Raw genomic sequence first — 24,150 nt, 5'->3', positions numbered from 1 at the left:
GGCCCGGCAACAGCGGGTCTCGTTTTGAAGCACGCCCCTCCGGATCAATAGGATCCGCCGATGATCACAAGACAACGGTTGGCAGCAGGGGTGTTCGCCCTGCTCGCCGCCCTGACGGTCGGGATCGCGGTCCCGTCCACGGCCGTCGCCGACGAGACCACGGCCACCGCGCCCAAGGTCAACCTCCTGCTGGACGTCAGCGGTTCGATGCGGGCGAAGGACATCGACGGCCAGTCCCGCATGGCCGCGGCGAAGCAGGCGTTCAACGAGGTGCTGGACGCCACGCCCGAGGAGGTCCAGCTCGGCATCCGCACGCTGGGCGCCGACTACCCGGGCGACGACCGGAAGACGGGCTGCAAGGACACCGCGCAGCTCTACCCGGTGGGACCGCTGGACCGCACCGAGGCGAAGACGGCGGTGGCGACGCTCACGCCGACCGGCTGGACCCCGATCGGCCCCGCGCTGCTGAAGGCCGCCGACGACCTGGAGGGCGGCGAGGGCACCAAGCGGATCGTGCTGATCAGCGACGGCGAGGACACCTGCGCCCCGCTGGACCCGTGCGAGGTGGCCCGGGAGATCGCGGCGAAGGGCATCGGCCTGACCATCGACACGCTCGGCCTGGTCCCGAACGCCAAGATGCGGTTGCAGCTGAGCTGTATCGCCGAGGCGACCGGCGGCTCGTACACCTCCATCGAGCACCGCGACGAACTCACCGACCGGGTCCACCAGTTGGTCGACCGGGCGGCCGACCCCGTGGTCGTGCCGAAGGCCGTGGAGGGCGCCGAGGCATGCGCTGAGGCGCCCACGCTCACCTCCGGTCTCTACACGGACCGCGAGGAGTTCGGCCAGCAGCGCTGGTACCGCGTGGACCTGAAGCCGGGCCAGGAACTGCGGGCCTCGGTGAGCGTCGCGGCGGACCGTGACGTCAACCCGGACTACGGGGTCCTGCTGCGCGCGGTGACCGCCAAGAACCGCGAGATCGTGCGCGGCGAGGCGGCCGGCACGGGCCGTACCGATGTCATCTCCGCCGGTCTGCGCCACCCGAAGCCGGAGGCCGAGGACGAGGAGGACGAGGACGTCGCCGAGACGGTGTGTCTCCAGGTGACCCACTCCTACTCGCCCGCGAGCGGTGTGAAGACGACGCCCGGACTGCCGCTGGAGATCACCGTCGACGTCGTGGACGGGCCCGACCAGGCCTCCGACGTGGCCTCCTTCGGTCTCGGCCGTGGCTGGTGGCTGCTCGGTGTGCTGGTGCTCGTCGGGTTCCTGGCGGGTGTGCTGTGGGGCTGGCTCTCGCGCTGGCGGGTCGCGGTCTGGAGGACCAACTGATGCGGATCACACGTGTGTTGAGCGCGGCCCTGCTGGCGCTGGGCCTGGCCGTCTCCCCGGCCGTCGCGGACTCCACGCCCTCCGCGAGCCCCTCGGACGGCGGTGACGCGCCCACCGAGGCGGGCACGTCGTTCCGTACGGCCGCGGAGTTCGAACAGGGGCAGACCGCGACGGCGAGCGCGTCGACCGGTGACTACCTGTACTGGTCGTTCCCGGCCGACGCGGGGCAGCGGCCGACCGTGCGGGCGAGCGTCAAGCTGCCCGAGGGGGCGGCGTCCTCCTCGACCTGGCAGATCGACGTGTACGACGGGCTGCGGCGCCGTCAGGCCTGTCAGTACGGCGCGCAGACCCGGACCGCCGGAGCGGGGGCCGGCTCGGTCGAGCTGTCCTGCACCCTGCGTACGGTCCGTGCCTGGTCGGAGGAGTGGGCGGACGACCCGCTGCCGGGCACGTACTACCTCCGGCTGACCACGACCCGGCTGGCCACGGCCGATCTGGGGCTGCCGGTCGGTGCCGAGGTCGAGGTCGAGTCCCAGGAGGTCGGGGGCTCGGCGGCGGTCGACGGTTCGCTGGCCCAGCCGTTGGTGCCGGGGATCGCCGTCACGTCGGGGCAGGAGGACGAGGAGGACTCCTCGGCCGAGGCCGTCCTCTCCTCGCTCGAACCCGACGACGGGTGGGCCTCCGGCTGGTGGAGCGACCGCTGGGTGTGGACCGCGCTGGGAGCGGTGCTGGCCGCGCTGGCGGGGATCGGCGGGTACACGCTGACGCGGGGGTCGGGCCGACCGCGGCACGTGCCGCCGCCGGGTGCGTGACGGCTGACGCCACGGGCCGTTGAGCGCCGCTGTCGGGTGCGGGTGCGTGGGGGCTGGTCGCGCAGTTCCCCGCGCCCCCAAAAGCATCAGGCCCCTGCGGGCCTGAAAGACCATAGCCCCGCGGGCCTGAAAGGCAACGGGGCTGCGGGCATGAAAGGCAACGGGGCGCAGCCCCTGCTTTTCAGGGGCGCGGGGAACTGCGCGACCAGCCCCCACCCACCCGCACCCGGCGACGGCGCTCGAACGGCCCCACCCCCTACCCCTCCCGCAACTCCTTCGCGAGCGCCCCCTCCCCGTCCACCTCCACCCGCCCCGCCCGAACCGCCTCCCGCAGCCCCAACTCCCCCCGGCCGAGCGCACCGCAGGTGTCCGCGTCGAGGGTCAGCCGTACGTCCGCCTCCCCGGGCGCGGGCCCGTCCCCGTACACCGGCCCCTCCTCGGCGCCCGCCCACACATGGAACGCCCCTTCCTCCAGCCGGACTTCGACCAGGCCGGCGCTCCCCCCGCCCAGCCCACCGAGCCCGTCCAGCGCCCGCAGCACCGGCAACGCGAACCAGTGGGCCCGTACCGCGTCCGTGGCCCGGCGTTCCCCGAGCGCGGACTCCCCCCACGCGCCCAGCGCCTGCAGCACCGGCAGCAACTGGCGCCCCCGGTCGGTGAGTTCGTACACATAGGCCGCCCCCGGCGGCGGCAGGCGGCGCCGTGTGCTCACCCCGTCCCGTTCCATGTCCTTCAGCCGTGAGGCGAGCACGTCCGTGCTGACGCCCGGCAGGTCCGCGTGCAGGTCCGTGTAGCGGCGCGGCCCGGCCAGCAGTTCGCGCACGATCAGCAGGGTCCAGCGGTCACCGACGAGGTCGAGCGCCCGCGCGGCGGAACAGTACTGGTCGTAGCTTCGGCGAGGTGACATGGGACGCAGTCTAGACATGTCGTTGGACTTTCCAAGCGCCCACTTGGTAAAACCAAGCAACACAACGAACCGGAGGGCGAGGGCGCATGGAGTTCCGGCAGTCGAGCAAGCTCAGCGAGGTCTGTTACGAGATCCGCGGCCCCGTGATCGAGCACGCCAACGCGTTGGAGGAGGCGGGCCACAGCGTCCTGCGCCTCAACACCGGCAACCCCGCGCTGTTCGGCTTCGAGGCGCCCGAGGAGATCATCCAGGACATGATCCGGATGCTCCCCCAGGCCCACGGCTACACGGACTCGCGCGGCGTCCTCTCCGCCCGCCGCGCGGTCGCCCAGCGCTACCAGGACCGGGGCCTCGACGTCGACGTGGACGACGTCTTCCTCGGCAACGGCGTCTCCGAGCTGGTCTCCATGGCCGTACAGGCGCTGATCGAGGACGGCGACGAGATCCTGATCCCCGCCCCCGACTTCCCCCTGTGGACGGCGGTCACCACCCTGGCCGGCGGCAAGGCGGTCCACTACCTCTGCGACGAGCAGGCCGACTGGTACCCGGACCTCGACGACATGGCGTCGAAGATCACGGACCGTACCAAGGCCGTCGTCATCATCAACCCGAACAACCCCACCGGCGCGGTCTACCCCAAGGAGATCATCGAGGGCATCCTCGACCTCGCCCGCCGCCACGGCCTGATGGTGTTCGCCGACGAGATCTACGACCAGATCCTGTACGACGACGCCGTCCACCACTCGGCCGCCGCGCTCGCCCCCGACCTGGTCGTCCTCACCTTCTGCGGTCTCTCCAAGACCTACCGCGTCGCGGGCTTCCGCTCCGGCTGGCTGGTCGTCACCGGCCCCAAGCAGCACGCCCGCAACTACCTGGAGGGCCTGACGATGCTGGCCTCCATGCGGCTGTGCGCCAACGCGCCCGCCCAGTACGCCATCCAGGCCGCGCTCGGGGGCCGCCAGTCGATCACCGACCTCACCACCCCCGGCGGCCGCCTCCACGAGCAGCGCAACGTGGTCTTCGAGAAGCTCAACGAGATCCCCGGTGTCTCCTGCGTGAAGCCCAAGGGCGCCCTCTACGCCTTCCCCCGGCTCGACCCCAAGGTCCACAAGATCCACGACGACGAGAAGTTCGTCCTGGACCTCCTCCTCCGCGAGAAGATCCAGGTCGTCCAGGGCACCGGCTTCAACTGGCCGACCCCCGACCACTTCCGCATCCTCACCCTCCCCCACGCCGACGACCTGGACGCGGCGATCAGCCGGATCGGCCGCTTCCTGAGCGGATACCGGCAGTAGTCGACGCCGGGTGCCGGCAGCGGCCGGACGGCGTCGCGTACGCGGATCGCGGCTTCGGCGTACACGGTGTCGGGGCGTCGACGTACACCCGGCCTGGGTAGTCCTTCCCCATGACCGATCGCCCTCTGCTCCTCCTCGACGTCGACGGCCCCCTCAACCCCTTCGGCGCCCGGTGGTGGCGCCCTCCCGGCTATGTGACCCGGCGGGTCCGTCCGGCCAACTGGTCCGCCCGGCAGAAACCCGGCTCCCGGCGGCTGCGCCGGGGCCTGCGCATCCGCCTCAATCCGGCGCACGGCGAGCGACTCCTCGCGCTGCCCTACGAGTTGGCGTGGGCGACGACGTGGATGCACGAGGCCAACGAGATGATCGGCCCGGTGATCGGGCTGCCTCGCGATCTGCCGGTCATCGAGTTCGACGGCCTCTTCGCCGAGGACCCGGACGGGCTGTACTGGAAGACCCGGCAGGTCCTGGCGTGGGCGGCCGGACGCCCGTTCGTCTGGGTCGACGACATGATCACCGACCTCGACGTACGGCATGTGGCCGAGCACCACGACACCGCCGCGCTGCTGCTGCGGATCGATCCGCGCAGAGGGCTGCGGGAGGCGGAGTTCACGGAGTTGGAGCGGTGGGCCCGTGCTCTGTGAGGCACGGACGCCGCCCGTCGCCGCGGGCTCGTAGCCTGGGGGCATGGGTGATCTTCTTCTTGTGCGGCACGGCGAGACCGAGTGGTCGATGTCCGGGCAGCACACCAGCTGGACCGACATCTCGTTGACGGACCGCGGCCGCGAGCAGGCGCGCGGCCTCGCGCCGCTGCTCGGCTCGCACCGCGTCGGGGCCGTGTTCGTGAGCCCGCTCAAGCGGGCCCGGGAGACGGCCGACCTGGCCGGGCTCACCGGCGCGCGCGTCGACGCGGACCTCGTCGAATGGGACTACGGCGGGTACGAGGGTGTCACGACCGTCGAGATCCATCGCACCCGGCCGGAGTGGTTCCTGTTCACCGACGGGGTCGCGCCGGGACCGCCGGAGCACCCCGGGGAGAGCCCGGAGGAGGTCGGCGCGCGGGCCGACCGCATGCTGGCGAAGGTGCACGCGGCCCTGGCGAACCACGAGGGGAGCGTGGTGCTCGTGGCGCACGGCCACTTCCTGCGGGTCCTCACCGCCCGCTATCTCGGGTTGCCCTCCTCCGACGGCGCGCTCTTCCAGCTGGCCACGGGCACGGTCTGCCGACTCGGCACGGAGCACGGGCGTCCGGTCGTCGCGGGGTGGAATGTCAGACCCTCCTCGTAGCCTTCGGACGGGTCGACCCACAACCGGTCGGGGAAGAGATCCACAAAGGGATCCACGGCCGGTCAGGGAGGGGATCCACGGCCGGTTCCGGTGGGGGGCCACGGCCGATCGAGGTGAGGGAGGGTGCCGTGACACGACCGCCGACCGCCGCCCAGCGGCGGATCATCGACGCGGCCGAGCCCGTGACCGGGCGCCTGACGGGCACGGAGCACCAACTCGCGGCCCTGGTGAAGCGGGGGCTGGCCTTCCGGCATCCGCGCCCGCCGCACGACCACTTCCTCACCCCGGCCGGGCACCGCACACGGGAGACGGCGCCGGCCCCGGCCCCGGAGACGGCCCCCCGGGAGCCGGCCCGGACGAACACCGCTCCCGCCGGTACGGGCGTCTTCGCCGCGCGGGTCGGCGGTGAGGAGGCCGCCGCCACCGGACCGGCTCGGGCACGTGAGGTCCACAGCGCCTGGCAGGGGCTTGTGGAACTGCGCCGGATGACCAACACCGGCGGCGCCACGGACCGCCCCTGCGGCTGGGAGCGCACGCATCTCGTGCAGGCCGCCGCACTGGCACTGGAGGCCGCGGGCCACCGGCCCGCCGGAGCGGACCCGGCGGGCGGCGGTTACCGCGTGCGGGCCACGCCCCAGCCCGAGGCCGTCGCCGTGAGGGAGCCCGACGCGGAGGCCCTTCGGGCCTGCGGGGGGACGCTGGAGGAGGCGGGCTGGCAGGTCGGCGAGCACACGGACCCCCGGACCCGGGAGCGGTATCTGCTGGCCTCGCCGAGGCGGGCGTAGCGGGCCGGGCGGTGCGCCCGGCGCACCGAGGCCGCCTGGGCGACTGAGCAAGCGCTCAGTAAGCTGGAGGCGTTCCGTCGGCCTCAGTAGGGGGAGTCATGACCGAGCCGTTTTCCGTTCCGGTGACCGTGCGCGGGTACGAGATCGATGTGCAGGGGCACCTGAACCAGAGCGTGTACCTCCAGTACGGCGAGCACGCGCGGTGGTCGCTGTTGCGGGCCGCCGGGATACGCCAGGCCGACCTGAGGGCCAAGGGGGTCGGGCCCGTGGCGCTGGAGACGACGGTCCGTTACCGGCGGGAGCTGCTGGCCGGTGACGAGGTCGAGGTGACGTGCGCGTTCGTGTGGGGCGAGGGCAGGACGTTCCGTATCGAGCAGACCGTGCGCAGGACGGACGGCACGGTGGCCGCCGAGATCACCGGTGTCGGCGGGCTGATGGACCTGAGGATCCGCAAGCTGGTGGCCGACCCCCGGGAGTACTTCCGCGCCCTGGCGTCGGACCCCACGCTGTTCGGGCTGTGACGGCGTCGCCTGGCCCCGCGCCTTCCGTGCGGCGAGGGCGGCGCCGGCCCCGTGCCGTGGTCCGGTTTCTGGGCCGCGGCGGCCCCCAGCGCCGCGGACCGTGAGCGAGCACCCACGGCCCACGACGCCAGGGACTTCACGACCGGCGGCCGCTCAGCCCAGCGGGTTCAGCAGCTCCGGGTCGTTCTCGAAGGCGAAGAGCAGCAGGTCCGCCATGGTGAACCTGCCCTTGCGGTGGGACGGGAGGCTCGGGCGCCAGCCCGGGTGCTTCACGATCGACCTCCGGCTGCCCTCCATCGCCCGGTGGAAGACCTCCGCGACGAGCGTGCCGCCGACGCCGGTGAGGCTGCCGGGACGCGCCTCGTTCACCTCGGCCTCGCGCAGCACGTAGAACCACAGCGGGGTGTGCTCCACGAGCCGGGCGCGCTCGGCGTCGGTGAGACCGTCCAGTGCGGCTCCGCCGTTGCCGCGCAGGATCTGGTCCTCCGTCAGGGGCTTGAAGCCCATCTGCGCGGCCAGTTGCGGCCCGGTGGCCAGCTCGACCATCGCGGCCCGCACCAGGTTGCGGAACGCGAGGTTGCGCTGGATCGGCGGCGGGGCCGGGCGGCCGCGACCGTCGAAGGTGCCGGTGGGCAGCGTGGACAGGGGGTCGACGAGCAGGGTGTCCAGCCGCTTGGCCACGTTGAACTCGCGCTGCGGCACGACCAGGTCGTCACGGCCGATCTCGCCGAAGTCGAAGAGCCGGCGGAAGTCGACGATCCAGTTGGTCGGCAGCCGCAGGTTCTCCCCGGCGTTCGGGTCGTCGAGGTCGCTCAGGTCGTCCGGACCGGGCGTGAGGTTGCCCGCGGTGCCGCTGAACCGGAACAGCAGGCCGAGCGAGGCGATCGGTCCCGGTCCGCCCGCGCGGAACACGCTGTTCCACTGGTAGGCCCCGCGCACCATGCTGTGCCCGAGGCGGTAGGCGGCGACCGAGAACTCGATGGGCATCGTCGGGAAGTCGCCGGGCCGGACGTATCCGGGCCGCTCGAAGTGCCGGCGCCCGCGGGTGAAGACCCGCTCGACGATGTCCGGGTCGACGATGCGCGGGAGGAAGTCGGTGCGCAGCACCCACTGGTAGTGCTTCACCACGATGTCCCGGGCCGCCTGGAACAACCGCCGCTCGGGCACTCCCCGCTCGGCGAGGAGGTCGACGACACGGTTGTGGAAGCGGATGAACGCCAGGTGGACCTGGCCGACCGCGAGGTTCTCGTCGTTGCGCGCGTCCGGGATGAGCGGGGTGCGCTGGTCGGCCCGGGTGCCGCCGGCCGCCTCGCCCGCCCTCGGCAGGTCGAAGCCCTCGCGGTCGACGTTGGACGTGGACTCGGGCGGGAAGGGCACCCCGAGCGTGGTGCCCGTGCGCAGGCGTCCGTCGGACTCGTAGAAGCGGGCGCTGCCCGCGTGGTGCGGGCCCATGCCGTAGAGCGAGTCCAGGTCGAGGGCGGGGCTGCGCCCCTGCACCAAGTCCTCGACGGGGACCGGTTCGCCCAGCCCCACCTGGGTGCGGTCGAGGGTCAGGTCGTGGTCGACGAACTGACCGAGATACGTGAACCCCGCCGGGACCGACGCCCCGGGCTCCCCCGAGTCGGGGTCGGCGCCGCCGGTGCCCGTGGTCATGGCCTCGGCGAGCTTGCCGAGGAGCGTCTCGTCGAGCTGGACTCCCTTCTCGCCGAACCGGGAGAAGCGGAAGGCCATCTGCTGCTCGGTCGCGCTCGGCACGCGCGCGACCGCCGCCCCCTTCTCGAACTCCAGGACCCGGCCCTCGTTGACGACGTAGTAGGTCTCGCGATGGTGTCGATGCACCATGTGTGTCCCCGTTCTGTCCCCCGGCTCCGCGAACGGCCACAACCGGACTTTCCGGTTCTCCCCGTCGGTACCGGCCCCCACCGGACGCGAAGCGATCATTCGGATAAATCCCTGTTTCCCGACAACGTGTCGAGCGCGAGGAGCGGTTCCCGAACCGGGAAATCTACTCATATTGACGTAGGAAGGAGCCGTTCACGTCAGGTTCTCCCCCGTGTGGCCGCGTGTCTGCGCACAAGTGGGGGGCGGGCGGGTATCCCTCCCACGGCGTACCCCCCACCGCATCCCGGAGACACCATGCCGCTCGCCCGCCGTGCCCTGCTCACCGCGTTCGCCGCCGGTTCCGCGGCCGCCTGCACCTCGGCCCGCGCGATCCCCTCGGACGACGCGCCCCGCACCGACAACGCGCAGCGCACGGCCTCGGTGGCGACCAGAAGGCTGCTGCCGGACCACTGGCGGCAGATCGTCTTCACGGAGGGGAAGGAGAAGGACACCTTCCGGGTCTCGGGGACCACCGGGCGCATCACCGTCGTCGGCGACACACCGGCCACCCAACTCACCGGCCTGAACTGGTACTTGAGGCACATCGCGTACGCCGAGATCAACTGGGCGGGCGAGCAGACGAACCTCCTGCCGCGCGAGCTGCCCGGCTTCGACGGGACGGTGGGCCGCCGGGCGAACGTCGTCCACCGCTTCGCCCTCAACGACACCAACGACGGCTACACGGGGGCTTATTCGGACTGGCAGTACTGGGAGCGCGAGCTGGACGTGCTGGCGCTGCACGGCTACAACGAGGTCGTCGTCTACGCGGGCGCGGACGCGCTGTACCACCGGGTGTTCCAGGAGTTCGGGTACGGGGAGGAGGAGCTGCGGGCGTGGGTGCCGGGCCCGGCCCACCAGCCGTGGTGGCTGCTGCAGAACCTGTCCGCCTTCCCCTCCCCCGTCTCCCGGCAGCTCCTGGACGCGCGGGCCGTGCTGGGCCGCCGGATCGCCGACCGGGCACGGGAGCTGGGGATGACACCGGTGTTCCCCGGCTACTTCGGGACCGTCCCGCCGGGCTTCGCGGAGCGGGTGCCGGGGGCGCGGACCGTGCCGCAGGGCGAGTGGATGGGCTTCGCGCGTCCCGACTGGCTGGACCCGCGCGGGGACGAGTTCGCGCGGGTGGCGGAGGCCTTCTACCGGGTCCAGGACGAGATGTTCGGTCCGTCGACGCTGTACAAGATGGATCTGCTGCACGAGGGCGGCGATCCGGGGGACGTGCCCGTGGCCGACGCGGCGAAAGGCGTCGAGCGGGCGCTCCAGCGGGCTCACGCGGGGGCCATCTGGGTGATCCTCGGCTGGCAGCACAATCCGCCGCGCGCGATCGTCGACGCCGTCGACAAGGAGCGGATGCTCGTCGTCGACGGTCTCTCCGACCGCTTCCCCACGGTCACCGACCGCGAGGCCGACTGGGGCGACACCCCGTACGCCTTCGGTTCGATCTGGAACTTCGGCGGGCACACCGCGCTCGGCGCGAACACCCCCGACTGGGCCGCGCTGTACGAGAAGTGGCGCACCAAGGACGGCAGCAGGCTGCGGGGGATCGCGCTGATGCCGGAGGCGGCGGACAACAACCCGGCCGCCTTCACCCTGTTCTCCGAACTTGCCTGGCGCGAGGGCGAGTTGGATCTGAAGACCTGGTTCGCCGAGTGGGCGCACGCCCGGTACGGCGCCCTCGATCCGCATGCGGCGGCCGCCTGGGACATCCTGCGCCGCACCGCGTACGGCACCACCCGCGCCGACTCCTGGAGCGAGGGCGCCGACGGCCTGTTCGGCGCCCGGCCGGCGCTGAACGTCGTACGGGCCGGCCGCTGGTCGCCCAAGCAACTCCGCTACAGCGCGTCGGACTTCGAGCCCGCGCTGACCGAACTACTGCTGGTGCGACCCGCGTTGCGCACCTCGACGGCATACCGCCGTGATCTGCTCGACGTGGCGCGCCAGGCCCTCGCCAATCGCAGCCGGGTGATGCTGCCGAAGATCAAGGCGGCGTACGACGCCAAGGACGCGGCATCGTTCACGAAGTCGAGCGGGGACTGGCTGTCTCTGATGGATCTGCTGGACGAGCTGGTGGCCACCGACTCCCGTCATCTGCTGGGCCGTTGGGTCGCTCAGGCTCGCTCCTGGGGCACGGACGTGGCCGAGCGCGACCAGCTGGCGTACGACAACCTGTCGCTGCTGACCGTGTGGGGGACGCGCGAGGGCGCGGACGCGGGACTGCGGGACTACGCCAACCGGGAGTGGGCGGGGCTGGTCGGCGGTCTGTACCGGCTGCGCTGGTCGACGTACTTCGAGGAGCTGAGGGCGGCGCTGGCCGCCGGCCGGGCCCCGGTGAAGATCGACTGGTTCGCCCTGGAGGACCGCTGGGCGCGGAACCCGGGGACGCTCGCGACCGAGCCGACCGGGGACACGTACACGGTGGCGACGCGGGTCCGGGACCGGCTCGCGTCACTCTCCTGACCGGGGCCCTGCCGACCTGGACCGTTCCGGGGCGCGCACGGGTGCGCGCCCCGGAGACGGCTGCCGTGGACCTCGCCGAGGTCCACGGCTCTGGCCGAGGGCCGTCCCCCTCGACCAGAGTTCAGCGGGTCACGCCTCGGCGGCGATCCGCGCCAGCCGCCGTGCCTGCTCCCTCGTCGAGCGGGCGATCGCGTCCTCGTCGACATGGAGCAGGCGCCCGTTCTCCACGATCTGCCGGCCGTTGACGAACGACGCCGTCACCGGGGCCGCCGCACCGAGCACCAGCGCGGCCACCGGGTCGGCGATCGACGCGTGCGCGAGGGTGTCGAGCTTCCACAGGACGAGGTCGGCGAGCTTGCCGGGCTCCAGGGAGCCGATCTCCCGCGCCCGGCCCAGGACCTGGGCGCCGCCGAACGTGCCGAGCCGGAGCGCCTGGCGGGCGGTGAGGGCGGCCTCGCGGTGGGCGCCGAGGCGGTTGACGAGGAGCGCGTTGCGCAGTTCCGTGTGGAGTTCGCCGGACTCGTTGGACGCGGTGCCGTCGACGCCGAGGCCGACGGGGACGCCGGCCGCCAGCATGTCGGGGACACGGGCGATCCCCGCCGCCAGCCGGGCGTTGGAGGACGGGCAGTGGGCGACACCCGTCTTCGTACGGGCGAAGGCGTCGATGTCGGAGTCGTTCATGTGGACGCAGTGGGCCATCCACACGTCCTCGCCGAGCCAGCCCGTGGACTCGAAGTAGTCGGTCGGGCCCATGCCGAACAGCTCGTGGCAGAACTTCTCCTCCTCCACCGTCTCCGACCCGTGGGTGTGCAGCCGCACCCCGAGGCGGCGGGCCAACTCGGCTCCCTCGCGCAGCAGTTCGGTGGAGACCGAGAACGGCGAGCAGGGTGCGACGGCGACCTGGGTCATCGCGCCGAAGGAGGCGTCGTGGTGGAGTCGCACGGTCTCCTCGGTGGCGGCGAGCGCGCCCTCCAGTGTCTCGACCGCGAAGTCGGGCGGGAGACCGCCGTCCTTCTCGCTGCGGTCCATGGAGCCACGGGCGAGCGTGAAGCGGACGCCCGTCTCGCGTGCCGCCCGGATGATCGAGCCCGACAGGTCGCCGGAGCCCTTCGGGAAGACGTAGTGGTGGTCCATGGCCGTGGTCACACCGCCGCGGGCCATCATGCCGAGCGAGCCCTGGGCCGCGGCGTACGTCATGCGCTCGTCGATGCGCGCCCAGGTCGGGTAGAGCGCGACGAGCCAGTCGAAGAGGTTGTGGTCGGTGGCCAGGCCCCGGGTGATCCACTGGTAGAAGTGGTGATGGGTGTTGACCAGACCGGGTGTGACCAGGTGGCCGGTGGCGTCGATGCGGCGTACGACGTCCGTCAGGCCCTCGGGGGCGCGGCCCTCGCCGACCGACTCGATGACGTTGTCCGCCACGACCACATGGCCGGACGCGTACTCGGTGTCCCGCGCGTCCACCGTCGCGATCGCCGCGTTCTCGATGACGAGGCGCTGGGTTGCTGCCATGGTTCGTTCGTCCTTCAAAAGTCGCTCGGGATCTCTCAGAGGTTGGTGAGGTCCGCCGGGATCCTCGCCTCGCATCCGTCCCGCAGGACGGTGGCCTCGATCAGGCCGTAGGGCCGGTCGGCGGCGAAGTACACCTCGTTGTCGTTCTTCAGTCCGAACGGGGCCAGATCCACCAGGAAGTGGTGCTTGTTCGGGAGGGAGAAGCGGACCTCGTCGATCTCGTCGCGGTGGTCGATGATCCGCGCGCCCATCTGGTACAGGGTCTGCTGGAGTGAGAGCGAGTACGTCTCGGCGAAGGCCTGGAGCAGGTGCTTCTTCACCTGCGCGTAGGACGCCTCCCAGTCGGGGGCCGGCTGCTCGTCGTCGGTCCAGTGGAAGCGCCAGCGGCCGGAGACCTCGGTGGCGAGGATGCGGTCGTGCGCCTCGGGCAGGGTCGTGTACTTGTCCTTGACGTAGCCCCAGAACTCGGAGTCGGTCGAGTTCATGACCGTGAGGTCCTTGAGACCGGAGACGACCTCCCAGGACGAGCCGTCGTAGGTGATCTGCGCCAGCCGGGTCTCCTGGCCCTGGCGGACGAAGGAGTGCGCGCCCTCGCCGCCGTGCTCGATGCGTTCCCAGGCGTACTGCTCGACGCGGATGCGGGCCCGGTGGATGGCCGGCTGGGAGGTCACGAAGTGGCGGGCGAGATGGATGCCGAACTGCTCGGCGGAGTCGATGCCGTGCTCCTTGGCGAAGGCGTACACCGTGTTCTTGGTGGTGTCCGTCGGCAGGACGTTCGCGTTCGAGCCCGAGAGGTGGACCTCGTCCATGTCGCCGCTCAGCGACACCGAGACGTTGAGGTCCTTGATGTGGTGGGTGGCGCCGTCCCGCGTGATGCGTACGACGCGGTTCTCGGCCTTGCCGTACTGGTTCGGTCCAAGGATGGGCATAGCTAGCTCCCTCGATAAACGGAGTAGCCGAACGGGTTGAGCAGCAGCGGTACGTGGTAGTGCTCGCCGGGCGTCACCGTGAAGGTGATCACGACCTCGGGGAAGAACACGGCACCGCTGTCCCGGTTCGCGGGGGCGTCCTGCTGCGCCTCGGCTTGCTTCCGCACGGGCTGTGCGGCGGTCTGTGCGAGGTACGGCTCGACCTCGAAGTCGAGGCGTACGTGGGTGGTGCCCTCCGGCAGGGCCGGGAGGTCCTTGCAGCGGCCGTCGGCGTCGGTCGCCGAGCCGCCGAGCGCCTGCCACTCGGCCTCCCGTCCGCCGCGGGCGGCGACGCGGACGGCGACGCCCGCGGCGGGGCGGCCGACGGAGGTGTCCAGGATGTGCGTGGACACCGAGGCGGTCGTGCTGGTGCTCATGAGCGGGTTTCCTCTTCGACGTCGACGAGCCGGGCCAGGCGGATGCGGTTGATCTTGCCCAGTTCGGTGCGGACGATCTCGCGTTCCCGCTCCGGCGCGTTGCCGATCCGGTCCCGCAGCGCGTCGCGCATCTGCTCGCCGGTCCGGCCGGTGGCGCAGATCAGGAACACATGACCGAACTTCGCCTGGTAGGCCAGGTTCAGTTCGAGCATCTCCGCCTTGAGCGCGTCGGAGGCGCCGGCCATGCCGCGCTGCTCACGGGCCGAGGTCGCGTCACCCTGCTTGGGGCGGCCGATCGGGGGGTGTCCGGCCATCGCCTCCGCCAGGTCCTTCTCGCTCAGCTCGGCCATGGCGGCGTCACTGGCGGCGAAGAGGTCCTCGACGGCGGCGTAGGGGCGGCCGTCGAGCAGTCTGCGCCCCCATTCGGCCGAGGCGCACGCCTCATGGAGCACGGCGGCGGCCGCGTGGTCCTCCAGGGCGTTGAAACGGGCGAGGCCCGGTGTCGAAGAACGCGAAGTCACGGGAGCCTCCGTCGCCGCGGTACTGGACTGGCTACGGCAAGCTAACGCCCCGCGACGACATCGCGTCAACAGTTTGTTGAAAAATCGCGGTTACGGCGAGGCCGCGGCGACCGCGCCCACTCGGCGGGACGGAGCCGCCCCTCAGGTCTCCTTGTCGCGGTTGAGGTAGTTGTAGACGGTGAAGCGGCTGACGCCGAGGGCGGTCGCGACGGTCTCCACCCCGTGACGCACGGAGAAGGCGCCGCGCGCCTCCAGGGTCCGCACGACCTCCTGCTTGGCCCTGCGGTCCAGGTCGGCGAGCGGCCTGCCCTTCTGGCGCTCCATCGCGGCCAGGATGTGATCCAGCGACTCGGCGAGCTGCGGCAGCCGCACGGCGACGACGTCGGCGCCCTCCCAGGACAGGACGACATCGTCGGGCCCGGCCTCGCCGGGCGGCAGCATGAGGCCCCCCATGGCGTCGACCAGCGGCTTGACGGCCGCGACGAAGCGCTCGTCGCCGGAGCCGGAGCCGGTCACTCGCCGCCCTCCCCGATGACGTTGAGCTGGAGCGAGATCCGGGTTGCGCCCGACTCGAGGGTCCGGCGCAGCAGGGCGTCCACGGCCGCGAGCACGGCGTCGGCTCCCCCCTCCGCCGTGTTGCCGAACGGGCCGACGTCGACCGCGTCCAGGTCGGCCGCCTCGACGACCTCCCGCGCCACGAGCGCGTGCGCCGGGGCCTCGTCGAGATCGAAGGGCTCGGTCGTGAACTCCACTCTCAATCGCACTGTGCCCCCAAGGCATCGCTCTGACCTGCGCGTTCCCTCAATCCTCCGGCTGAGAGGGCACATCCGGGGCACATTCCCCCGACATGAGTCCGAACGCCTGGTCCACCGCCGCCCTGGTCCGATCCTCCGACTCAGGGAAGAGAGCTCTAGACGTTCAGGGTCATCGCAGCGTTGGTGTGCCCCAACCGCTCCGACACGACCTTAACGGACTCCCCCGCGGCTATCAGCAGAGAGGCGTAGGCATGCCGTAGGGCGTGGGGCCCGGTGCCCTGTGGGAGCTTGACCTTGGCGAATCATCGAGATGCGCCTTGAGCGATGTCGCGACGATTCCGGGTAGGGGAACCCTGCGATGAGACCTCCTCGTCTTCGGAGGGCACACGTGAACCCCCTTTCCACCCGGCACTCGCTGAAGCTGCTGCTCCACCTTGACCATGCGGCGAGTGAAGTCGATATGCCTCGCTTGGACTCAGAACGACGAAGGCGCGATATCGGTGCGGTACAGCACTGGCCAAATCGCTCACCTGGCCAGGCGCCGGCGGCACAATTTCGACGTGCGGCACCGAGGGCAGTTTGACGCCTGCACACGGGCTCTGCGGAACTATCCCCTCGCGCACCGCAGCATTGAAGACCTGCTTCACCTCGGCAGCACTGTGCCGGGCTGTCTGCGCCGTGAAGCCGCGCACCGGGGTCGGCGCGCTGTCGGGAACGACGCGCACCACCAGAAGCAGCTTGCCGGCCACGGTGACCGGGACGACGTCCGGCCTCCACCGGGGTGGGTCCACCGTGGTGGCCATCCTGCTGACCAACCGGTCCTTGTCCGTCGGCTCGACGCCGACCAGGTTGCCGGGAAGGTTTTCGTCCTTGGGGTGCGCGTCGACGCCGATGAGGACGATCCCGCCCACGCCACCGGTCTGACCGGCTCCTTCGCCCATGCGCTGCACCGGTTGCGGCCGTGCGGCACCTGCCCGCCGACGGCGGCGAGGCAATAGCCGACCTGGCCCTCCTGCCCGACCAGCGCAAGCTATACGGTCCGGTCGCCTCCACCCCACCGCATGGCGCCGGATCTTGGGCGAACCCTGCGGGCCCGGGCCGGCCATAGAGCTCCACGAGGCCCTGGACCCGCTGGCGCCCCACCGGGCCCCCGCCGGCCGGGAGGCCATCCTGCTCCAGGGCGCCCGTACTGATTCTGCTGCGGGTCGGTGAGGGCTGGTCGTCCCCCACTCTCGGCTTCGCTCGAGCGGGGGGACCCCCCATCGCGGCGGTAGCCGCAGATCGAAACAGCCCCGCGTCCCTTCCGGGGCGGCGTGCCCGTCCGCCGCTTACTCCCCAGGGAGTAAGCCACCCCCGTCGCCGCCCCTGGCAGTACGCGTCACCTCGCCCTCCCGCCCGACGAAAGCCGTGGTTCTCACCGGAAGTCTGGGGACCGAAGCAGACGTCACCCGGAGGGAGATCGGTCGATGAGGGCCAGAGAGACAACCGCTACGACGAGGCTGGGGCCGGGGCGCGGGCGAGCCGTTCCATGGGCGGTGCTCGGGCTGTGGATTGCGGTGATCGCGCTCGTCGGGCCGTTCGCGGCGAAGCTCGGCAACGTGCAGCACGACAAGGTCACCGACTACCTGCCGGCGAGCGCGGACTCGACGCGAGCGGCGAAGATCGAGGAGAAGTTGCCCGGGGGCGAGACCACCGAGATGGTGCTCGTCTACCACCGGGACGGCGGGCTCAGCGCGGCCGACCGGGAGACCGCGGCCGGGCAGGTCGCGGAGATCAGCCGGCAGCACAAGCTGATCGGCGGTACTCCCAAGGGGATTCCGTCCAAGGACGGCACGACCCTGATGTACCCGGTCGCCAGCAACGAGCCCGGGGCGGACGAGGAGAAGCAGGACAAGCTCGTAACCGACGTTCGCGAAGTCGCCCAGGACGAAGGCGGGTTGAGCGTCGATGTGGGCGGCACCGGCGCGCTGGACACCGATTCCGGCGCGGTCTACGACTCGCTCGGCGGACCGCTGCTCTACACCACCGTCGCCGTCGTCGCCATACTGCTGATCCTGATCTACCGCAGCCCCGTGCTGTGGCTCGTGCCCCTCGTCGTCGCCGGGATCGCCGACTTCATGTCGATGGGTGTCTCCTACGGCCTCAACCAGGCCTTCGGTACCCCCGTCTCGGGGCAGAGCTCGGGCGTGATGACGATCCTCGTGTTCGGGGCGGGCACGGACTACGCGCTGCTGCTCGTCTCGCGCTACCGGGAGGAGCTGCGGCGTATCGAGCGCCCGTACGAGGCCATGGTCGCCGCCCTGCGCGGCTGCGGGCCCGCCGTGCTCGCCTCCTCCGGCACCGTCGCCGCCGGACTGCTGTGCCTGCTCGCCGCCGACCTCAACAGCAGCAAGGGCATGGGCCCGCTCGGTACCGTCGGTGTGCTGTGCGCGCTGATCGCGATGCTGACCCTGCTCCCCGCCATCCTCGTACTGGCCGGACGGCGGGTGTTCTGGCCGCTCGTGCCCGCCTTCGGGAGCACGCCCAAGCAGCGGCGCAGTCTGTTCTCGGCGATGGGCAGCTCTGCCGGACGCAGGCCGCTGACCGTACTCGCGAGCGGTGCCGTACTGCTCGGCGCCCTCGCCCTCGGCTCACTCGACCTGCCGGGATCACTCAAGCAGGAGGACTCCTTCGTCAAGAAGCCGGAGTCCGTCGTCGCGATGGAGACCCTCGCCAAGTCCTTTCCCGACAGTGGCAGCCAGCCCATCGACGTGATCACCCCGCAGGAGCGCGCCGACGAGACCCTCGCGACCGTCCGCGGCACACCCGGCGTGGGCAGCGCGGAGAAGGGGCGCACGGGAGACGGCTGGACCGAGATCTCCGTCTTCGCGAAGAGCGCACCCCAGTCGGCGGGGGAGACCGCCACCATCAAGTCCCTGCGGAAGGAACTGAAGGGCTCCTACGTCGGCGGAGACAGCGCCCAGCAGATCGACCTGGAGGTCACCAACGCCCGGGACACGAAGATCGTCGTGCCGCTCGTCCTCGCCTCCGTGATGCTCATCCTGATCGGGCTGCTGCGGAGTCTGGTCGCACCGCTGCTCCTGGTGGTCGCGGTCGTCGCGGTGTGGGGCGCCTCCCTCGGGATCGGCGGACTGGTCTTCGAACCGCTCCTCGGCCTCAAGGGCACCGATCCGGGGCTCGGACTGCTGTCCTTCGTGTTCCTGGTCGCCCTCGGCGTCGATTACGGCATCTTCCTCATGCACCGGATGAGGGAGGAGTCCCTGGCGGGAGCGGAACCGGCCGAGGCGGCACTCACCGCGCTGCGCACCACCGGCGGCGTCATCGCCTCCGCCGGACTCGTCCTCGCCGCGACCTTCGCCGTGCTGACGAACATGGGCCTGGTGCAGCTGGTCCAGCTCGGCTTCGTGATCGCCGTCGGCGTCCTGCTCGACACCTTCCTCGTACGGACGTATCTGGTGACCAGTGCCAGCGTCGCCCTGGGCCGGAAGGTGTGGTGGCCGGGCGTGCTCTCCCGGGAGCCTGAGCCGGCCGAACCGGCCGGGTCGAGCGGAAGGGGCGGACCGACCGAGCCGCCCCGGCAGCCGGAAACCGTCAGTGCACCCTGAGCACGCTGATCGAGCACCTTGATCCCGCGGGCCCGCCCGGGCGCCCCTTCTTCCGGAGGGGCGCCCGGGTTCCCACACGAGTACCGGAAGATGGAGCCGTGGACGAACGGGGAACGATCACAGGGGTACGCGACCGGCCGGCGGCGGAGACGGCGGCCGGTGGCGGCGGGCGGTCCCGTCGCGTCGAGCGCGTCATCTCCGCCATCCACCGCGAACCGCTGACCGCGCCGCACCGCACCCGCAACGACGCGGTCCTCGCGCTGGGCGTCGCCGCGCTCGCAGTAGCCATCGCCCTGATGGGCGGCGAAGGGATCCCGCCCGGCCATCTCAGCTGGAAGCTGCTGCTCGCCGGGTACGTGCCTCTCGTATGGCGGCGCCGCCGTCCGGCGGTGGCCCTGCTCGGGGTGGTGGCCTGCATGGCTCCGTACTACGCCCTCGACTACAACCCCGCCCCGCCTGTCCCCGCGACCGTCCTGGCGCTCTACACCGTCGCGGCGACCGGCGCCGTACGCCGCACGCTGCTCACCGGTGTCGCCGTCCTCGGCCCGACAGTGATCAGCAACGGCCTCACCAACCAGGACGGGGCGCTGGAATCCCTGGAGATCTCCGGCTGGATCATCGCGGTCCTGTTCGTCGGTATCGCCGTCCGCTACTACCGCTTGTACGTCGCCTCCATCGTCGAGCGGGCCGAACGGGCGGAGCGCACCCGGGAGGAGGAGGCCAGGCGCCGCGTCGCCGAGGAACGGCTGCGGATGGCCCGTGACCTGCACGATCTGCTCGCCCACAGCATCACGCTCATCGGCGTGCAGACGTCCGTGGCGGCCCACGTCCTCACCGCCGACCCCGAGCGCCTCGACCGCAAGGCGGTCGCCCAGGCACTGGACGACATCGCGGGGACCTGCCGGACCGCCCGGAGGGAACTGCGTACGACGCTGGAGGTGCTGCGGACGCATGACACGGTCGTGGGAGTGGGCGCGGATCCGGGAGCGAGGGCCGGTTCCGTGTCCGGTTCTGTTTCCGGGGCCGAGGACATGCGGGGGCCGCTGCCCGGGATCGACGGACTGGCCGGTCTCGCCCAGTCCGGCCGGGTGGCCGGGGCCAAGGTCGAACTGTCCGTCCGTGCGGACGACATACCGCCCTCCGTGGGCGCCGCCGCGTACCGGATCGTGCAGGAGGCGCTCACCAACGCCGTACGGCACGGCGGCCGCGAGGACCTCACCGTGCGGGTGGGTCTGTGGACCGCGGGCGGCGCGCTGCGGGTGAGCGTCACGGACGACGGGACGGGTCCGTCCGACGGCACGCCGGGGTTCGGGCTCATCGGAATGCGGGAGCGGGCCCGTAGCGTGGGCGGCACACTGGACGCCGGCCCGGGGCCCGCCGAGGGCTTCGAGGTGACCGCCACACTGCCGCTGTCCCGGGAGGACGAGGTTCGATGACCATCCGCGTACTGCTGGCCGACGACCAGAACCTCGTACGGGCCTCCTTCGCGATGCTCGTCTCGTCGGCAGGCGACATGGAGGTCGTCGCCGAGGCGGGCACCGGGCGGGAGGCCGTGGCGCTGGCCCGGTCGGCGCGAGCCGATCTCATCGTGATGGACATCCGCATGCCCGACCTCGACGGGATCGAGGCGACCCGGCTCATCGCCGCCGACGAGGATCTCGCGGGGGTGAAGGTGCTCGTCCTGACGACGTACGAGACCGACGAGCACATCGTCGAGGCACTGCGGGCTGGGGCGTCCGGCTTCCTCGTGAAGGACATCAGGCCGGCCGAACTCCTCGACGCCATCCGGACGGTGGCCGCGGGGGAGTCCCTCCTCTCGCCCGGTCCCACCTCGCGGCTGATCGCCCGCTTTCTGCGCGCGCCGAACACCGGGACGACATCCGCGGTGGGCGGGCCGAGCGGGCTGTCCGAACGGGAACGGCAGGTGCTCGCGCTGGTCGCGCGCGGTCTCAACAACCCCGAGATCGCCGACGCGTTGGGGCTCAGCCCGCTGACCGCGAAGACCCATGTCAGCCGGATCATGGGCAAGTTGGGGGCGCGGGACCGGGCACAGCTGGTGATCGTGGCGTACGAGTCGGGGCTTGTGATACCTGGGACTGTCTGAGTTCGGGCCGACTTCGGGGCGGGTTCAGGTTGCGTTCCGGGGGTCGGTTGTACGGTCCCTCGACTCCCTGTGGTTGCACGGGCATTGCTCTGTCCCTCGGTGCGCACATCCCGGCGCCCAGTTGTCCTTGTTCGTTCTCGACGAGGGCATGCGCCACCACTTACCTGCGGATCTCTACTACCTGGCCCTGGCGAGACGAGCTCGTCAGAGCGTTCGCCCGCCTCGCCACCCTGCCACGGCCGGCGACCTGACCAGCGCACCGTCCCCGCCCACCCAGATTGGGGCTCTGCCCGTCGACAACCCACGCGAGTACGGCACAGCGAGCCCCCTCGCCCACCTCCCCACAGGGCACATCCAGGGCACACATACCTGGAAAACGCCGCGAAGTGACGAGAACAGGCGAGGGGCGTTTCTGCAGTTCAGCATGGTTCAGGGCGCGTTCCAGCAGGTCAGAGCCGCGTCACAGCACTCCACTCTCCATCGCACGGGCACAACCTAACGCGCGGCGCCTATTTCCACCGAGCCCTCTTGACAAGCTCCGACCTGCGGCGGCAATCTTCCATTAAGCAGAAATTGAATTCCACTATACGGAAATGCTATCCGGAGAGTGCACGGAAGGGAGCGTCCGAGGCCCCATGGGATTCGCGGAGCAGCGCTACACCGTCAACCTGTCGATCCTCTTCGCGGAACTCCCGCTCCTGGAGCGCCCCGCGGCCGCCGCCGCGGCCGGCTTCACCGCGGTCGAGCTGTGGTGGCCCTGGGTCGACTCCCCCACTCCCCCTCGGTCCGAACTCGACGCCCTGCGGGCCTCGTTGGAGGACGCGGGAGTACGGCTGACCGGGCTGAACTTCTACTCGGGTGTGCTGCCGGGACCGGACCGGGGCGCGCTGTCGATCCCCGGTGAGGAGTCGGAGCGCTTCCGCGCCAACGTCGACGTGGTCGCCGAGTTCGCCGGGTCCGTCGGCTGCACGGCCCTCAACGCCCTGTACGGCAACCGCGTCGCCGGCGTGGACCCGGCCGAGCAGGACGCCCTGGCCCTGCACCACCTGGTCCTGGCCGCGCGGGCCGCCGACCGCGTCGGCGCGGTCCTGCTGATCGAGGCCCTGAACAAGGTGGAGTCCCCGCTTTACCCCCTGGTGTCGGCCCCGGCCGCCGTCGGCGTCGTCGACCGGGTCAACGAGGCCTCGGGCCTCGGCAACGCGCGCTTCCTGATGGACCTGTACCACCTGTCCATGAACGGCGAGGACCTGCCGCGGGTGATCGCCGACCACACCGGCAGCGCGGGGCACGTGCAGATCGCCGACAATCCCGGCCGCGGGGCCCCCGGCACCGGGACCCTCCCGCTGGAGGACCTGCTCGACCAGTTGGGCAAGGCCGGCTACGAGGGCCTGGTCGGGCTGGAGTACAAGCCGGGCGACCGGCCGAGCGCCGAGGCCTTCGACTGGCTCCCCCGTCAGGTCCGCGCGGCCCGCTGAGGCCCGCCGAGGCCCACCCCACCGCCGTAGCAGAGCAGTCAGAGAGGCACCCTCACCATGAGCAATCTCCCCAAGGTCGCGTGGATAGGCCTCGGCATCATGGGCTCCCCCATGTCCGAGAACCTGATCAAGGCGGGTTACGACGTCACCGGCCACACCCTGGAGCAGGACAAGCTCGACCGGCTGACCGCCGCCGGCGGGACCGCTGCGGCCTCCGTCGCCGAGGCCGTGCGCGACGCCGATGTCGTCATCACGATGGTGCCCGCCTCCCCGCAGGTCGAGGCCGTCGCGTACGGCCCCGACGGCATCCTGGCCCACGCCCGACCCGGCACCCTGCTGATCGACCTGTCGTCCATCACCCCGCAGACCTCCGTCGACCTGGCGAGGGCCGCGCGGGAGAAGGGCATCCGGGTGCTCGACGCGCCGGTCTCCGGGGGCGAGGCGGGCGCCGTCGAGGCCGTGCTGTCCATCATGGTCGGCGGGGAGCAGGCCGACTTCGACGAGGCCCAGCCACTCTTCGAGGCGCTCGGCAGGACGATCGTGCGGTGCGGTCCGCACGGCGCGGGACAGACCGTGAAGGCCGCGAACCAGCTGATCGTCGCCGTGAACATCCAGGCGTGCGCCGAGGCCGTGGTCTTCCTGGAGAGGTCGGGCGTCGATCTGAAGGCGGCGCTGGACGTGCTGAACGGCGGGCTCGCCGGGTCGGCCGTGCTGACCCGCAAGAAGGGGAACTTCCTCGACCGCGACTTCAGGCCGGGCTTCCGCATCGACCTGCACCACAAGGACATGGGCATCGTCACCGACGCCGCCCGCACCGTGGGCGCCGCCCTGCCGGTCGGCGCCGTGGTGGCCCAACTGGTCGCCTCGCTGCGCGCCCAGGGCGACGGCGGCCTCGACCACTCGGCCCTGCTGCGGGCCGTGGAGCGCCTCTCCGGCGCCCGGGTCTGAGGCGCCGGCTCACCGAACCTCCGGTCCGCGGCGGCGCCGACATCTGTCCTGTCGCGCCCAGGCGCCACCGCGGGCCGGAACCGCCTTCCCGACCACCGCCGGGATCACCGCCCCGGGTACGCCGACTTCCTCAGGGCTGTCGGCGGCCCGTCTCGACCTTCGTACGTCCTCCGACGGTGGGTGAGGCTCGGGCCGTCGCCGACGGGTGCGCCGTCCCCTCCACCCGGCGATCGACTTCTTCCATCCCCTTCCATCCCCGATCGGCGTCCGGTCCCTGGTGGTCACCCACCCGCCACCGGACGCACCGCCCGCGACCGTTTCCGACCGACCCGGATGAGGGGTGCGTCGGCGACCCGCGGGCAGGGCACGGACCGCGGCGGCGATGCGCGCCAGTGCGGTGGCGAAGGCGCCGGCCCGCGTCTCGACGTGAGGGACCCGGAACCGGTGCCGCCGCGGCCGCCGCGGTCCGACCCGTCGACGCTCGGTGATCACCCGGCCGCGCCCACGCCGGGCCCTGCCTACGCAAGGGTGCGTAGCCCGTCTACGGAACCCTCAAATCAACCTCTGAACCACTGCCCCGGGGCTTCAACTCCCCCTGTGTGCGGGAACATTCTCAT

23 protein-coding genes and 1 pseudogene are annotated in these 24,150 nt (G+C 71.5%); 14 read left to right on the top strand and 10 right to left on the bottom strand.

Annotated features, from left to right (window positions below; genetic code table 11):
* The first annotated feature begins 60 nt into the window (after positions 1–60).
* Together ACZ52C_RS13740 and ACZ52C_RS13735 are read left to right on the top strand one after the other, a co-directional pair.
* Positions 61–1,329: a VWA domain-containing protein gene (locus tag ACZ52C_RS13740; RefSeq protein WP_469074904.1), complete on the top strand. Its 1,269-nt coding sequence runs from the start codon at positions 61–63 to the stop codon at positions 1,327–1,329.
* Positions 1,329–2,141 (top strand): hypothetical protein, encoded by an 813-nt coding sequence (locus ACZ52C_RS13735; RefSeq protein WP_469074903.1) that lies wholly within the window; start codon positions 1,329–1,331, stop codon positions 2,139–2,141. The genes ACZ52C_RS13740 and ACZ52C_RS13735 overlap by 1 nt, the downstream gene beginning before the upstream one ends.
* Positions 2,142–2,397: 256 nt before the next feature.
* On the opposite strand, the gene ACZ52C_RS13730 is transcribed toward ACZ52C_RS13735, so the two are convergent.
* Positions 2,398–3,048 carry a winged helix-turn-helix transcriptional regulator gene (locus tag ACZ52C_RS13730; RefSeq protein WP_469074902.1) on the bottom strand — a complete coding sequence of 217 codons (651 nt, stop codon included), beginning with the start codon at positions 3,046–3,048 and terminating at the stop codon, positions 2,398–2,400.
* Positions 3,049–3,134: 86 nt separating this feature from the next.
* Here ACZ52C_RS13730 and ACZ52C_RS13725 point away from each other — a divergent pair, with 86 nt between their 5' ends.
* From ACZ52C_RS13725 to ACZ52C_RS13705, 5 genes are all read left to right on the top strand, one after another.
* Complete coding sequence (locus ACZ52C_RS13725) at positions 3,135–4,343, top strand: pyridoxal phosphate-dependent aminotransferase (RefSeq protein WP_469074901.1); 1,209 nt, start codon at positions 3,135–3,137, stop codon at positions 4,341–4,343.
* Between the two features lie 110 nt (positions 4,344–4,453).
* Positions 4,454–4,987: an HAD domain-containing protein gene (locus tag ACZ52C_RS13720; RefSeq protein ID WP_469074900.1), complete on the top strand. Its 534-nt coding sequence runs from the start codon at positions 4,454–4,456 to the stop codon at positions 4,985–4,987.
* 43 nt (positions 4,988–5,030) lie between these two features.
* On the top strand, positions 5,031–5,630 hold the full coding sequence (locus ACZ52C_RS13715; RefSeq protein WP_469074899.1) for a histidine phosphatase family protein: 600 nt from the start codon (positions 5,031–5,033) through the stop codon (positions 5,628–5,630).
* A 128-nt stretch (positions 5,631–5,758) separates the two neighbouring features.
* Positions 5,759–6,415, top strand: coding sequence for a hypothetical protein (locus tag ACZ52C_RS13710; RefSeq protein ID WP_469074898.1), 657 nt, complete (start codon positions 5,759–5,761; stop codon positions 6,413–6,415).
* 98 nt (positions 6,416–6,513) lie between these two features.
* Positions 6,514–6,936 carry an acyl-CoA thioesterase gene (locus ACZ52C_RS13705; RefSeq protein ID WP_469074897.1) on the top strand — a complete coding sequence of 141 codons (423 nt, stop codon included), beginning with the start codon at positions 6,514–6,516 and terminating at the stop codon, positions 6,934–6,936.
* A 153-nt stretch (positions 6,937–7,089) separates the two neighbouring features.
* On the opposite strand, the gene ACZ52C_RS13700 is transcribed toward ACZ52C_RS13705, so the two are convergent.
* Entirely contained in the window at positions 7,090–8,778 is a 1,689-nt protein-coding gene (locus ACZ52C_RS13700) for a peroxidase family protein (RefSeq protein ID WP_469074896.1), read from the bottom strand.
* A 294-nt stretch (positions 8,779–9,072) separates the two neighbouring features.
* Here ACZ52C_RS13700 and ACZ52C_RS13695 point away from each other — a divergent pair, with 294 nt between their 5' ends.
* Positions 9,073–11,271 (top strand): alpha-N-acetylglucosaminidase, encoded by a 2,199-nt coding sequence (locus ACZ52C_RS13695; RefSeq protein ID WP_469074895.1) that lies wholly within the window; start codon positions 9,073–9,075, stop codon positions 11,269–11,271.
* A 129-nt stretch (positions 11,272–11,400) separates the two neighbouring features.
* Here ACZ52C_RS13695 and ACZ52C_RS13690 read toward each other — a convergent pair whose 3' ends face one another.
* From ACZ52C_RS13690 to ACZ52C_RS13655, 8 genes are all read right to left on the bottom strand, one after another.
* Entirely contained in the window at positions 11,401–12,780 is a 1,380-nt protein-coding gene (locus ACZ52C_RS13690) for an 8-oxoguanine deaminase (protein ID WP_469074894.1), read from the bottom strand.
* A 35-nt stretch (positions 12,781–12,815) separates the two neighbouring features.
* Entirely contained in the window at positions 12,816–13,709 is an 894-nt protein-coding gene (gene pucL, locus ACZ52C_RS13685; protein ID WP_469074893.1) for a factor-independent urate hydroxylase, read from the bottom strand.
* 2 nt (positions 13,710–13,711) lie between these two features.
* A complete protein-coding gene (gene uraH, locus ACZ52C_RS13680) occupies positions 13,712–14,125 on the bottom strand; it encodes a hydroxyisourate hydrolase (protein WP_469074892.1) in 414 nt (137 codons plus the stop codon).
* Complete coding sequence (uraD, locus tag ACZ52C_RS13675; protein ID WP_469074891.1) at positions 14,122–14,646, bottom strand: 2-oxo-4-hydroxy-4-carboxy-5-ureidoimidazoline decarboxylase; 525 nt, start codon at positions 14,644–14,646, stop codon at positions 14,122–14,124. Before uraD ends, uraH begins: the two co-directional genes overlap by 4 nt.
* 141 nt (positions 14,647–14,787) lie before the next feature.
* Positions 14,788–15,099: a helix-turn-helix domain-containing protein gene (locus ACZ52C_RS13670; protein WP_469075334.1), complete on the bottom strand. Its 312-nt coding sequence runs from the start codon at positions 15,097–15,099 to the stop codon at positions 14,788–14,790.
* Positions 15,100–15,158: 59 nt separating this feature from the next.
* Positions 15,159–15,410: a hypothetical protein gene (locus tag ACZ52C_RS13665; RefSeq protein ID WP_469074890.1), complete on the bottom strand. Its 252-nt coding sequence runs from the start codon at positions 15,408–15,410 to the stop codon at positions 15,159–15,161.
* Positions 15,411–15,556: 146 nt separating this feature from the next.
* Positions 15,557–15,634 (bottom strand): hypothetical protein, encoded by a 78-nt coding sequence (locus tag ACZ52C_RS13660; RefSeq protein WP_469075333.1) that lies wholly within the window; start codon positions 15,632–15,634, stop codon positions 15,557–15,559.
* Positions 15,635–15,703: 69 nt separating this feature from the next.
* A complete protein-coding gene (locus ACZ52C_RS13655; protein ID WP_469074889.1) occupies positions 15,704–16,342 on the bottom strand; it encodes a hypothetical protein in 639 nt (212 codons plus the stop codon).
* A 127-nt stretch (positions 16,343–16,469) separates the two neighbouring features.
* On the opposite strand from ACZ52C_RS13655, the pseudogene ACZ52C_RS13650 reads away from it, so the two are divergent.
* From ACZ52C_RS13650 to ACZ52C_RS13625, 6 genes and pseudogenes are all read left to right on the top strand, one after another.
* Positions 16,470–16,607 (top strand): annotated as a pseudogene (locus tag ACZ52C_RS13650) (TerB family tellurite resistance protein); the annotation flags it as partial.
* Between the two features lie 260 nt (positions 16,608–16,867).
* Complete coding sequence (locus ACZ52C_RS13645; protein WP_469074888.1) at positions 16,868–19,006, top strand: MMPL family transporter; 2,139 nt, start codon at positions 16,868–16,870, stop codon at positions 19,004–19,006.
* Positions 19,007–19,104: 98 nt separating this feature from the next.
* Positions 19,105–20,442, top strand: coding sequence for a sensor histidine kinase (locus ACZ52C_RS13640; protein WP_469074887.1), 1,338 nt, complete (start codon positions 19,105–19,107; stop codon positions 20,440–20,442).
* Positions 20,439–21,110 (top strand): response regulator, encoded by a 672-nt coding sequence (locus ACZ52C_RS13635; protein WP_469074886.1) that lies wholly within the window; start codon positions 20,439–20,441, stop codon positions 21,108–21,110. The genes ACZ52C_RS13640 and ACZ52C_RS13635 overlap by 4 nt, the downstream gene beginning before the upstream one ends.
* A 635-nt stretch (positions 21,111–21,745) precedes the next feature.
* Positions 21,746–22,585 (top strand): TIM barrel protein, encoded by an 840-nt coding sequence (locus ACZ52C_RS13630; RefSeq protein ID WP_469074885.1) that lies wholly within the window; start codon positions 21,746–21,748, stop codon positions 22,583–22,585.
* A gap of 57 nt (positions 22,586–22,642) precedes the next feature.
* A complete protein-coding gene (locus ACZ52C_RS13625; protein WP_469074884.1) occupies positions 22,643–23,533 on the top strand; it encodes a 2-hydroxy-3-oxopropionate reductase in 891 nt (296 codons plus the stop codon).
* Positions 23,534–24,150: the final 617 nt, after the last annotated feature.

This window comes from Streptomyces sp. NPDC034049, from assembly GCF_055575575.1.
The sequence above is the reverse complement of the archived record's forward strand: the minus strand, read 5'-3'. Positions and strand labels throughout refer to the sequence as shown.